The organism is Streptomyces sp. NPDC051664 (assembly GCF_044453545.1).
In the GTDB taxonomy this organism is placed as follows: domain Bacteria; phylum Actinomycetota; class Actinomycetes; order Streptomycetales; family Streptomycetaceae; genus Streptomyces.
The window spans coordinates 389,927-401,888 of the sequence record NZ_JBITCU010000001.1; the positions used below are offsets into that span (position 1 = coordinate 389,927).

Here is an 11,962-nt window from a genome sequence, read left to right on the forward strand (position 1 = left end):
TCCTTCTCTTATCGACTTGAACTGTCCGCCCTATGGCGCCTCTTGGCAGTTTCTTGGCTAATGCATGCCCCTTACGTAAAGGGTTCCTCGCCAGAGTGACGGATTACATGTGCACATCATCCGGCACATGCTCCACACGCGAAGAACCACATCGCAGGGGGTTACATGAGAATCAGCCGCGCCAGACGTCGCGCCGGGCTGAGCATGGCAGCGACACTGCCGCTGCTCGCCGGTGCACTCGCCCTCGGCATACCGTCCGCCAGTGCGGACTCCGCGCCCGGCGGGCGCGACGCACTGCAGGGCACCAAGCCGGCCTGGGCGACCGCCCAGGCCGACCAGGGTGCCACGGCCGACAGCGGCAAGGTGAGTGTCCGGGTCCATCTCGCCGGGCGGGACGCGAAGGGGCTGGCCGCCTACGCCGCCGCCGTGTCCGACCCGCGCTCCTCCTCGTACGGGAAGTATCTGAGCGCCGAGGAGGCGCAGGCCCGGTTCGGGGCGACCCAGCAGCAGATCGACCAGGTCAGCCAGTGGCTGAAGTCGAACGGTCTGACCGTCACCGGTGCCAACCAGCACTACCTCTCCGCCACCGGCGATGTCGCCGCGGCCGAAAAGGCGTTCAGCACCCAGCTGCGCAACTACCGCAAGGGCAGCCGGACCTATCGCGCCCCGTCCTCGACGGCCTCCGTGCCGGCTGGGCTGAGCGACTCGGTCCTGGCCGTCTCCGGTCTGGACAACGCGCCGCGCAAGTCGAGCCACGACGAGACGCTGCCGCCGCCGGACGCGGTGTTCCGCAACGCGGGCCCCTTCTCCTCGTACTACGGCTCGAATACCGCGGGGTCGCTGCCGAGCGCGTACGGGGCCAAGGTGCCGTACGCGGTCAAGGGCTACACGGGCAAGCAGCTGCGTGCCGCGTACGGTGCGGGCAGCTGGACCGGCAAGGGCGTGACCGTCGCGATCACCGACGCCTACGCCTCGCCGACCATCGCGAAGGACGCCTCCGAATACGCCAGGCGCAACGGCGACGCCCCGTACCGCAGCGGGCAGCTCCGCCAGGTGCTGCCGGCCGACTACACGAAGACCGAGGAGTGCGGGGCGTCCGGCTGGTACGGCGAGGAGACCCTCGACGTCGAGGCCGTGCACGCGGTCGCGCCCGCCGCGGACATCGTGTACGTGGGTGGCGCCTCCTGCTACGACGCCGACCTGCTGGACTCGCTCAACAAGATCGTCGACCACCGGCTGGCCGACATCGTCTCCAACTCCTGGGGCGACGTCGAGGCCAACGAGACCCCGGACGTCGCGGCCGCGTACGACCAGGTGTTCAAGATGGGCGCGGTCGAGGGCGTCGGCTTCTACTTCTCCTCCGGTGACGCGGGCGACAACGTCGCGTCCACCGGCACGAAGCAGATCGACGTCCCGTCCAACTCCGCCTGGGTGACGTCGGTCGGCGGCACCTCGCTGGCCGTCGGCAAGCACGACGCGTACCAGTGGGAGACCGGCTGGGGCACGCTGAAGGCGTCCCTCGCGGACGACGGCAAGAGCTGGACCGGCTTCCCCGGCGCCTACACCTCGGGCGCGGGCGGTGGCACCAGCTCGACCGTGAAGCAGCCGTCCTACCAGCGCGGAATCGTCCCGGACGCGCTCGCGCAGGCGAACGGCAAGAGCCGGATGCGTACCGCCCCGGACATCGCGGCGGTCGCCGACCCGAACACCGGCTTCCTGGTCGGCCAGACCCAGACGCTGCCCGACGGCTCGCTCGGTTACGACGAGTACCGCATCGGCGGTACGTCACTGGCGGCCCCGGTCATCGCGGGTGTCCAGGCGCTCGCGCAGCAGGCCCAGCACGGCCGGCCGCTCGGCTTCGCAAACCCGGCGATCTATGCCCGGTACGGCTCGAGGACGTACCACGACGTCACCGACCACCCGCTGGGCGCAGGCCGTGACCTCGCGGTGGCCCGGGTCGACTTCACCAACGGCTTCGACGCGGCGGACGGTGTGCTGACGTCGGTGCGGAGCCTCGGCAAGGACGCCTCGCTCAAGGCGGTCAAGGGGTACGACGACGTGACGGGTGTCGGGACTCCGGCGGCCGGCTACATCAACTCGTACCGCTGACACCGACGCACGGGATCGACGCGTAGGACTGCCCCGGGGCTTCGGCCCCGGGGCAGCAGTGTGTGCAGGCCGACCTCGACGGATGTACTCCGGCACGGAGGCCGTGATCACGCCGCTGGGCCCCTCAGAGGATGTCCGTGGTCCCGGGCAGCGGCTGCTGCGCCCAGATGACCTTGCCTTCAGGGGTGTACCGCGTGCCCCAGTGCTCGGCGATCTGCGAGACGAGAAACAGCCCGCGGCCTCCCTCGTCCATCGTCGCCGCGTACCTCAGATGGGGTGAGGTGCTGCTGCCGTCGGACACCTCGCAGATCAGGTTGCGGTCATGCAGGAGCCGCACCCGGATCGGCGCGGAGGCGTGGCGGATCGCGTTGGTGATCAGCTCGCTGAGTATCAGCTCCGTGGTGAACGCCAGCTCCGACAGATCCCACTCGTCGAGCTTCTCGGCGACCGCGGCGCGTATCCCGGCTACCGCGGCGGGGTCGAGCGGAACGTCCCATTCGGCGATCTGGTCGGCGGAGAGCGCGCGGGTGCGGGCGATGAGCAGTGCTACGTCGTCCTGGGCCTGGGTGGGAAGGAGTGCGTCGAGCACCGCCCGGCAGTGTTCTTCCGGCGATCGGCCGGCATGGGCCAGAGCCTGGCGGAGCAGCTCCATCCCCACATCGATGTCCCGGGTGCGGTCCTCGATCAGCCCGTCGGTGTAGAGGACCAGCTGAGCACCCACGGCCAGATCCAGTTCGGCCGTCTTGAACGGCATGCCGCCGAGCCCCAGCGGCGGCCCGGCAGGAAGGTCGGGGAACTCCACTCTGCCGTCGGGGTGGACCAGCGCGGGGAGGTGATGCCCGGCGCGGGCCATGGTGCAGTGCCGGGTGACGGGATCGTAGATCGCATACAGGCAGGTCGCTCCCACGACCCCGACACCGACGTCCGTGCCCCCCTCTTCCCTGTCGATGCGGTCGACGAGGTCGTCGAGGTGGCCGAGCAGCTCATCGGGCGGCAGATCGAGCGTGGAGAAGTTGTGTACCGCGGTGCGGAGCCGCCCCATGGTTGCGGCGGCATGCAGTCCATGCCCGACGACATCACCGACGACCAGAGCGACACGGTTGCCCGACAGCGGGATCACATCGAACCAGTCACCGCTGACTCCCGACTGCGCGGGCAGATAGCGGTGGGCGACATCCAGGGCGTTCTGCTGGGGCAGAGCGCGCGGCAGCAGGCTGCGCTGCAACATGACCGCCAGGGCGTGTTCGCGGGTGTACCGGCGGGCGTTGTCGATGCTGACCGCGGCGCGGGCGACCAGCTCCTCGGCGAGTGACCGGTCCTCCTCGTCGAACTTTCCGGCTTCCCGCGAGCGCCAGAAGTTCGCCATGCCGAGAACCACGCCCCGTGCCTGCAGCGGCGTCGTGAGGAGTGAGTGGATTCCGTACGCGATGACGTCGTCCGTGCGTTCCGGGTCCTGAGCACGCCAGCCGGGTGCGGAGGCCAGGTCGGGCACCACCACCGACCGGCCGGTGGCGAATCCACGAGCCTGGGGCGTGGAGGGAAGGAAGGTGATGAGCTCGCCGCGCGGGTAGAGCGGGTGGTCGTTACGGATACCGCTGACGGCCACGCGGCACATGTCGGCCGCCGTTCCGGTCGGCTCCTCCCCGAGCAGGACGGCGTTGGCGAGGTCGACGGTGACGAAGTCCGCGAAACGGGGGACGGACATCTCGGCCAGTTCCTCGGCCGTGCGCGCCACGTCCAGGGTGGTGCCGATGCCCAGCCCCGCGTCGTACAGCAGCCTGAGGCGTTCGTTCGCCGCATCCACCTTGCCCGACAGCGCCAGGAGCTGGGTGGAGTCGCGAAAGGTCGCCACCGTTCCCAGAGAGCCTCCGTTGTGGTCCGTCCGCCGCTGGTTCACCACCAGCATCCGGTCCCCGGCCAAGTACACCTCGTCCGTGGCCACGCGGCCGGAGACGAGCAGCTCCGCCGTGGCCGGGTCGAGACTCTCCAGTTCCTCGACCCGGCGTCCCTGGGCATCGGGCGGCAGATCAAGTAGCCGTTCGGCCTCGTCGTTCGCCAGCAGCACCCGACCGTCGCGTCCGACGATGAGCACTCCTTCGCGGACGGAGTGCAGCACCGCGTCATGGTGTTCGTACATGCGTGTCATCTGGGAGGGATCGAGCCCGTGGGTCTGCCTTCGCAGCCGTCTCGCCACCAGCGCGGCGCCACCTGTGGCCAGCGCGAGCGCGGCCGCACCGCTGCCGATGATGATGACCAGCTGCTCGTCGACCCCGTTGGTGACGCTCTCCACCTTGAGGCCTGCGGCCACCAGGCCCACGACCGAGTCGTCGGTGGTGGTGACGGGGACGATCGCCTGGACTTCCTGGCCAAGCGGCCCCTCGACGCTCTCCACGTGGACCTCGCCCGCCAGCGAAGGTTGGATGTTGCCGACGAATTGCTTCCCGATGAGCTCCGGACGGGGGTGTGTGTAGCGCATCCCCTTCGTGTCTGTCACCACGATGAAGTCGACGCCGGCCAGTTTCCGGGCCTCCTCGGTGAGTGGCTGCAGCACCTTCGAGGGATCGGGAGATTTCAGCGTGTCCACGATCCCCGGAGAGTGTGCGAACGACTCCGCCGCCGCCACCGAACGGCGCTCCGCCTCGGTCTCGGCGTCGTGCAACGATTGGAGGACCAGCGCCACGACCGCGCCCGTCACGAGCAGGACAATGACCACCGCCTGCAGGATGAACACCTGCCCGGCTACGCTTCGCGGACTCTTGCCGCTCAGTGACCGAGCCGATCTGCTCCGGGATCGGTCGGAATGGTCGACCATGGCGCCATTTCTAACACTTTCCAGTAGTGCATGCCCATTGGGTCACTGCCGTCCGATTTTCATCGACCACCCATCAGGCAGAGGCGCGCTTCTTGGGGGATGTCTTCCTGGCCGCCGGCTTGGTACCCGTTGCCGACTTCGCTGTCTTTGCCGCCGTGCTCGCCGTCGTCTTCTTCGTGGCCGACTTCGTCGCCGACCGTGCAGTGGTCTTCTTGGCGGGGGTTCGGCCCGGCGTCGTCTTCTTCGCGGCGGCCTTCCGACCGGTGCTCGTTGCCGCGGCGGCAGCTTTCTTCTTTGCCCCGGTTCCGCCGCTCTTCTTGCGTCCGGCGAGCGAGGTGACCTTGGCGACCGGGGCACCCTCTGCCTCTTCCGACTCCTCGTCGCGGGCCTTCTTCGCCGCCCGCACGCTGTTCTCCAGCGCCGCGATCAGGTCGATCACCTTGCCGCCGCCGTGGTCGTCGGAGGCGGCGGGCTGCATCGCCTCGCCGGAGGCCTTCGAGGCGATGAGGGTCTCCACCGCCTCGCGGTAGTCGTCGTGGAGCGTGTCCATGTCGACCTCGCCGAGGGTGGCCATCAGGGCGTCGGCCAGATCGAGTTCGGCGTCACGGACCGTGACGTCGGACTCCGGGGCCACGCCGTCGGTGGCGCGGATCTCGTCGGGCCAGAGCAGGCCGTGCATGGCGATCACGTCGTCGACCACGCGCAGCATGCCGAGCCGTTCACGGCCGCGCAGTGCGTACTTGGCGACCGCCACCTTCTGGCTCCGTTTCAGTGCCTCGCGCAGCAGGGTGTACGGCTTGGCCGCCGGGACTCCGTTGGCGGATAGGTAGTACGCCGCGTCCATCTGGAGCGGGTCGATCTCGGTGGCGGGCACGAATGCGACGATCTCGATCGTCTTGGCGGTGGGAAGCGGGAGCGAGGCCAGGTCCTCGTCGGTGATCGGAATCATCGTGCCGTCGGCATCCTCGTACGCCTTGCCGATCTCGGCGGCCGTCACCTCCTGCTCGTCGAGTTCGCAGACCTTCCGGTAGCGGATCCGGCCGCCGTCGGCGAGATGGATCTGGCGGAAGGAGATCGAGTGGTTCTCCGTGGCGTTGACCAGCTTGATCGGGATGTTGACCAGCCCGAAGGAGATCGCGCCGTTCCAAATGGACCTCACCGTTCACCCCTGTGTCCCTGAAGATTTCGACAGGTATCGATAGATGGCGATTGATTCCTCAAGATCCCGGAATCATGTGATTCTTATCGTATGACGCCGATCACGGAGGTGGACGGGCGGCGCCTGGCGCTCAGCAACCTCGACAAGGTGCTGTATCCGGCCACCGGGACCACCAAGGGCGAGGTGCTCCACTACTACGCGGTCACGGCGGCCGACGCCCTGCTCGCGCATCTGCACAACCGGCCGGTGTCCTTCCTGCGCTATCCGGACGGGCCGGACGGGCAGCGGTTCTTCACCAAGAACCCGCCGCCCGGCACCCCGTCGTGGGTACGGATCGCCGAGGTGCCGCGGCATGCGGCACAGCAGAACCGGCAGGTGGTCGTGCAGGACCTGGCGTCGCTGATGTGGGCCGCGAACCTGGTGGTGGAGTTCCATACGCCGCAGTGGCAGGCCGCTGCTCCGGGGATCGCCGACCGGATGGTGTTCGACCTCGATCCCGGAGCTCCGGCAACCGTCGTGGAGTGCTGTCGGGTGGCGCTGTGGCTGCGCGAGCGGCTGGCGGCGGACGGGTTGTCCGCGTACGGGAAGACCTCGGGGTCGAAGGGGCTGCATCTCCTCGTACCGCTGGAGCCGGCACCCGCCGATCGGGTGTCGGCGTACGCGAAACGGCTGGCGGTGGAGGCGGAGCAGAATCTTCCGGATCTGGTGGTGCACCGGATGACGCGGGCGCTGCGACCGGGAAAGGTGTTCGTCGACTTCAGCCAGAACGCGGCGGCGAAGACCACCGCCACTCCGTACACCTTGCGCGCCAAGGCCGAACCGACCGCCTCCGCGCCCGTCACCTGGGTGGAGATCGAGGACTGCCGGACCCCCGCCGAGCTGGTTTTTCTGGCCGCCGACATGGCCGGGCGGCTGGAGCGGTACGGGGATCTGCTCGGCCCGCTGACCGATCCGGACCGGGCCCGGCCGCTGCCTGCCGTCCCCTGAACGGAGTACGTCGGGCCTGTTCAGGGGCCATGGTGCCTGCCGTCGGCGTCCGTGCGGGCAAAAGGCTGCATGTGGCGGGTGGATTGTCCGGGCTGTGGTGCACACTCTGCGCAGACACTGCTTCGTGGGGTCACGTGGGGAGGCGATGGCGTGTTCGCAGGGATCGACGAGGTCGAATGGGCCTCGATGGAGCATGCGTACGGGCCTGCCGATGATGTGCCCGGGCTGCTGCGGGGGCTGGCGTCCGCCGATCCGGCGGAGCGCGAGGGAGCGCTGGACGGCATGTACGGGGCCGTGCACCACCAGGGCGATGTGTACGCCTGCACGCTTGCCTGCATTCCGTTTCTCTTCGAGCTGGTCGCGGATCCGGGGATCCAGGACCGGGGCAGCGTCGTCGAGCTGCTCACCAGCATCGGTGGCATCGATCTGGACGAGGACGACGAGGAAGAGCTCGACGAGGACGAGATCGAGGGCGCGGCCAACTACGCGATGGCGGCCGCCGCCGTCACCGCGGGCTCCGGGGTGTTCTTCGAGCTGATCGCCGACGAGGACCCGGGGGTGCGGCTCGCCGCGCCGCTGGCGCTCGCCACACTGCACGGCCACCCGGTGCGGGTCCTCGCCCTGCTGCGGGAGCGGCTGCCGGTGGAGCCGGACGAGGAGGTGCGGCTCGCGCTCGTGGAGGCCGCCGGGCGCGTCGCGCTGCGGCACCGCCCGCTGGCCGGGCAGGCGGCCGACTGGCTGAGCCGGCTCGCCGCGGAGTCGTACGCACCGGGACTGCGGCTGGCCGCCCTCGCCCAGCTGGCCAGGTGCGCGCCGGAATCACTGCCGGGTGATGTCGTACGGGTGGTGGCGGGACTTCTGCGCCGGCTGCGCGCGACACCGGCCGACGGAGCGGACGGGACCGACGGGGCGGACGAGGCGGATCCGGTGGTCACCGCCGGGCCGGGCGACGATCCAGGTCCGGCCGCCGATGCCGCCGAGGAGCGAGGCGCGCCGGTGACCCTGGTGGGTCAGTTGCGGGCGCTGTCCGCCGCCGAGTCCGCGGGGCGTACCGCCCCCTGGACGGCGGATCTGCTGCGGACACTGCACGTCGGGCTCGACGACCGGGTCGCCGACCGGACGGCGCTGCTGACCGACCAGCTGCGCAGCCCCGACCTGCGGCAGCGGATCGACGCCGTGCGGATGAGCGCCGGGCTGATACGGGCCTGGCGGGGCTCGTACGAGGAGCTGGTCCGTCTCGTGGGCGAACAGCTCGCTTCCCGGGAGCCGAAACTGGCCGAGGCCGCCTCGCATGTGCTGGAGGAGCTCTTCGGGCTCGCCGCACCGGCCGCGGACGCGCTGGCGGCGCGGATGGCGGGGGACCCCGGGGCCTGGGTGAAGGAGTGGGCGAGCGGACCGCCGGGGCTCGGCAGCGCGGTGAAGGCGCTGGCCCGGCTGGGTGACGCCCGGGCCCTGCCCGCGCTGGCTGCCGCCCTGGAGCGTCCCGAGGTGCCGCACGACGTGGGGTTCGCCATCGGATATCTGGGGGCGGCAGCGGCGCCGCTGGCCGCGGTGCTGCGCCGCAGGCTCGGCGAGATCGCTCTCGACGAGGGGGCGTACGACCGGGCGAATCCGCTGCTCTGCGGGCTGACCGCGCTGCGGGCCGGCGAGGCTGCGCCGGAGGTGCTGCGGGTGCTGCGCGGTGCGCCGGAGTATCGCGGGGAGTGGTTGCGGACGTCGGCGCTGCGGGCGCTCGGCTCGTTCGGCTCCGCCGCGCACTGTGCCGTACCGGAGCTGCGGGCGCTGATCCGCCGCCCCGGGACCGTGGCGGCGACGGAGGCGGCGCAGGCGCTGTGGGCTGTCGACGGGGATGCGGAGGCCGTGCTGCCGGTGCTGATCGAGGGGCTCCGGGCCGAGCATGCGCACGAGCGGCGGTCGGCGGTGACCGCGCTGGGCGGGCTGGGGGACCGGGCGGAAGCCGCAGCGCCACGGCTGCGGGCTCTGCTGTCGCACGACGAGCTGTGGCTGCGGGTGGATGCGGCGATCGCGTTGTGGGAGGTGTCCGGGCGGGCCGAGGAGTCCGTGCCGGTCATGCTGGCTGCCTGGGAGAAGAATCGTCATGTCAGGGTCCGGGTGGCCGAATGCCTGGCGCGGATGGGTGCTGCTGGTGCAGGGTCGGATGCGGCACACGTGCTGCGTGCCGAACTCGCCTCCGTGCGCCGTCACAACGCGATGGACGGCGGGTACGGCAGCCACGACACATACGAGGACGAAAAGCTGCTGGTGCTCTGCCGGCAAGCGCTTCCGGGGAACACGGGGAAGGGGCCCACAACGTGATCATCTTTGGTACGCGAGGCTATCTCTATCAACTGGCCGTTCTGACGCTTGTCTGCGGCTGGTGCGGCAACCCGGCCGCGCACACGCTGCGCAAGCGGGTCACGAAGTTCACGCTGTTCTTCGTGCCCCTGTTCCCGTTCTCGACGAAGTACGCGACGCAGTGCACGTTCTGCGGCGGGGAGCAGAAGATCCCGAAGGAGCAGGCCGAGCAGCTGCTGGCGCAGCACGTGGCGGCGCAGGACGGCAACCCGTTCGGGCAGACGCAGCAGCAGCCCGGGTACGCCCAGGACGGGCAGAACCCCTACCAGCACTGAGCAACTGTCTCTTCACCGGCAACAAAAAGACATAAAGGACTTCCTTCCGAATAGGGTCGATGGATCACGGGTCTGCGGACTCATGGACCGGACGACCGGGAAGGGAGCGAGCGATGCGCCCGCAGCGCCGGGTGACGCGCCGCGCGACGGCGGCCCTCGTGGCCGTTGTCGGGGCCGCGCTGCTGGTCGGCTGCGGCACCGACGGCGGCCGGCTGCAGAGCGCCGGACCGGCCCCGACCGCCATCGGGCCCGCCCGGCTCTGGCCCCAGCTGCCGCCCGCCTCCGCCGCTCCGTACGACTACGGCGAGGGTGCGACGGCGCGCATCCCCGGAATCACGGTCCCGCACGACGATGTGCGCGCACTGGACCCGGTCGCAGTGGTGCAGGCCGACCTGATGGCCACCACCAGCCGGTCCAGCGGTTCGGACGAACTCCCCGCCGACACGGTCCGGAGGATCACCGCGTGCCGCACCGCGCCCGCCGCCTGCCCGGTCCTGCAGCCGTACTACCGCGATCTGACGGGCACGGGCAGGGACGACATGGTGCTCGGCGTGCGGCGGAGCGACGGGCGGCTCTCCGTCCGGGTCTACATGGCGCACGCGGGCGCGCTGACCCGGATCATGGCCGTCTCGGACGCCGTGATCAGAGTGGAGCTGGCCGGCCGGGATGTGATCATGCGGGTGCCGTCGGCGATCAGCGGGTACGAGTACCGGACGGTCTGGTCCTGGGACGACCGGCAGCAGGCGATGCTGCCGACGCAGGACGAGATCCTGCGGCAGCCCCCGGAGTCGGAACCCAGCGGCCGGCCGAGCGCGGAGCCCAGTCCTGCGCCGACCGCGACGTCGCCGTCGCCGTCGCCCGCCGTCTCCGAGGGGCGGAGATGAGGCGACGGGGACTGCGTGCGCCCACCTGGACCGCGACGCTCACCTGGAAGGCCGCGGTGTTCATCACCGTGATGTGCTGCGCCCTCGCCGCACTGCTCGGCATCCTGGTGCACACCGCGGTGACCCGGGAGACCGTCAGCGAGGCCCGCGACAAGGCGCTCGCCCGGCTGGCGGACGCGACCAGGGCGTACGAGGAGGGCGAGGCGCTCCCGCCGGATTCCGGGATCGACCCGGCCGGCCTGCCCGCCGCCCTGCGCGACCTGGCCGTGAGCGGGCGTCGGGGCACCGTCGTCGCCGACGCCCACGGCCGGGCGGCCATGTGGGCCGCGGGCCCGGCCGACGGCCGTGCGCTCGCCACCGAGATCGACTACAGCGTGAGCGCCCACACCATCGACGGCCTCGACCGGGCGATCGTCGGCTCCTCACTGCTGGCGATCGCCGTGACGCTGCTGATCGGCGCGTTCGCCGTCACCCGGGTCACCCGGCGGCTGCACCAGACCGCCCGGGTGGCCCGCCGGATCAGCGCGGGCGATCTCGACGCCCGCGTCGACGACCCCCGTACGGCGAACGCTTCGCGCCCGCAGGACGAGGTGGCGATCGTCGCCGGTGCGCTGGACACGATGGCGTCCACGCTCCAGCGCAAACTGCTGGCCGAACAGCGCTTCACCGCCGATGTGGCGCACGAGCTGCGCACCCCGCTGACCGGCCTCTCGGCCGCCGCCGAGCTGCTGCCGTCCGGACGGCCGGCCGAGCTGGTGCGGGACCGGGTCCGCACCATGCGGGCGCTGACGGAGGATCTGCTGGAGATCTCCCGCCTCGACGCCCGTACCGAGGAGGTCGATCTCGCCGTGCACGAACTGGCGCCGCTCGCCGAACGGGTGGTGCGCGCGTCGGGGACGGAGACCGAGATCCGCGTCGTGGGAGCGGAAGCCGGCAGCTCGGTGCGGAACGTGCGGGTCGAGACGGACAGGCGGCGGCTGGAACGGGTCCTCGGCAATCTGATCGCCAACGCACACAAGCACGGCCGCCCGCCGGTGGTCGTGACGGTCGACGGGCCGGCGGTGACCGTACGCGATCACGGCCCGGGCTTCCCGGACTATCTGCTGACCGGTGGTCCGCAGCGGTTCCGTACCGAGGGCGGTGGCAAGGGCCACGGACTCGGACTGACCATCGCCGTCGGGCAGTCGGCCGTCATCGGCGCCGAACTCGTCCTCGTCAATGCGGAGGACGGCGGGGCGGAGGCCCGGCTGACGCTCCCGGAGTACGTGCAGTTCGACGAGGACGGACCGGCCGGCCGGAACGGCGACGGCAACGGCAGCCGGGCCGGCCGCGACGGGCCGGCCGGCGACGGCCAGGCCGAAGCGACATAAGGGAAATAAGG

General features: G+C 70.7%; 8 protein-coding genes. 6 read left to right on the plus strand and 2 right to left on the minus strand.

What is annotated here, in order from left to right:
• The first annotated feature begins 165 nt into the window (after positions 1-165).
• A complete protein-coding gene (locus ACIA8E_RS01725) occupies positions 166-2,109 on the plus strand; it encodes a protease pro-enzyme activation domain-containing protein (RefSeq protein ID WP_399293116.1) in 1,944 nt (647 codons plus the stop codon).
• A gap of 124 nt (positions 2,110-2,233) precedes the next feature.
• Here the strand turns inward: ACIA8E_RS01725 and ACIA8E_RS01730 are convergent, their stop codons facing one another.
• Positions 2,234-4,921 carry a SpoIIE family protein phosphatase gene (locus tag ACIA8E_RS01730; protein WP_399293118.1) on the minus strand — a complete coding sequence of 896 codons (2,688 nt, stop codon included), beginning with the start codon at positions 4,919-4,921 and terminating at the stop codon, positions 2,234-2,236.
• A 73-nt stretch (positions 4,922-4,994) separates the two neighbouring features.
• A complete protein-coding gene (locus tag ACIA8E_RS01735; protein WP_399293120.1) occupies positions 4,995-6,080 on the minus strand; it encodes a Ku protein in 1,086 nt (361 codons plus the stop codon).
• Positions 6,081-6,170: 90 nt separating this feature from the next.
• Between ACIA8E_RS01735 and ligD the strand changes: the two genes are divergently transcribed.
• The 5 genes from ligD (at position 6,171) to ACIA8E_RS01760 (ending at position 11,951) form a co-directional block, all read left to right on the plus strand.
• Positions 6,171-7,067, plus strand: a complete 897-nt coding sequence (gene ligD, locus ACIA8E_RS01740; RefSeq protein ID WP_399293122.1) for a non-homologous end-joining DNA ligase — start codon at positions 6,171-6,173, stop codon at positions 7,065-7,067.
• 150 nt (positions 7,068-7,217) lie between these two features.
• On the plus strand, positions 7,218-9,383 hold the full coding sequence (locus ACIA8E_RS01745) for a HEAT repeat domain-containing protein (protein WP_399293124.1): 2,166 nt from the start codon (positions 7,218-7,220) through the stop codon (positions 9,381-9,383).
• The gene (locus ACIA8E_RS01750) at positions 9,380-9,697 is read left to right on the plus strand and encodes a zinc-ribbon domain-containing protein (protein WP_327126795.1); all 318 of its coding nucleotides are present in this window, start codon (positions 9,380-9,382) and stop codon (positions 9,695-9,697) included. The genes ACIA8E_RS01745 and ACIA8E_RS01750 overlap by 4 nt, the downstream gene beginning before the upstream one ends.
• A gap of 113 nt (positions 9,698-9,810) precedes the next feature.
• Positions 9,811-10,581 (plus strand): hypothetical protein, encoded by a 771-nt coding sequence (locus tag ACIA8E_RS01755; RefSeq protein ID WP_399293126.1) that lies wholly within the window; start codon positions 9,811-9,813, stop codon positions 10,579-10,581.
• Positions 10,578-11,951, plus strand: coding sequence for an ATP-binding protein (locus tag ACIA8E_RS01760; RefSeq protein WP_399293128.1), 1,374 nt, complete (start codon positions 10,578-10,580; stop codon positions 11,949-11,951). Before ACIA8E_RS01755 ends, ACIA8E_RS01760 begins: the two co-directional genes overlap by 4 nt.
• Positions 11,952-11,962 lie beyond the last annotated feature (11 nt).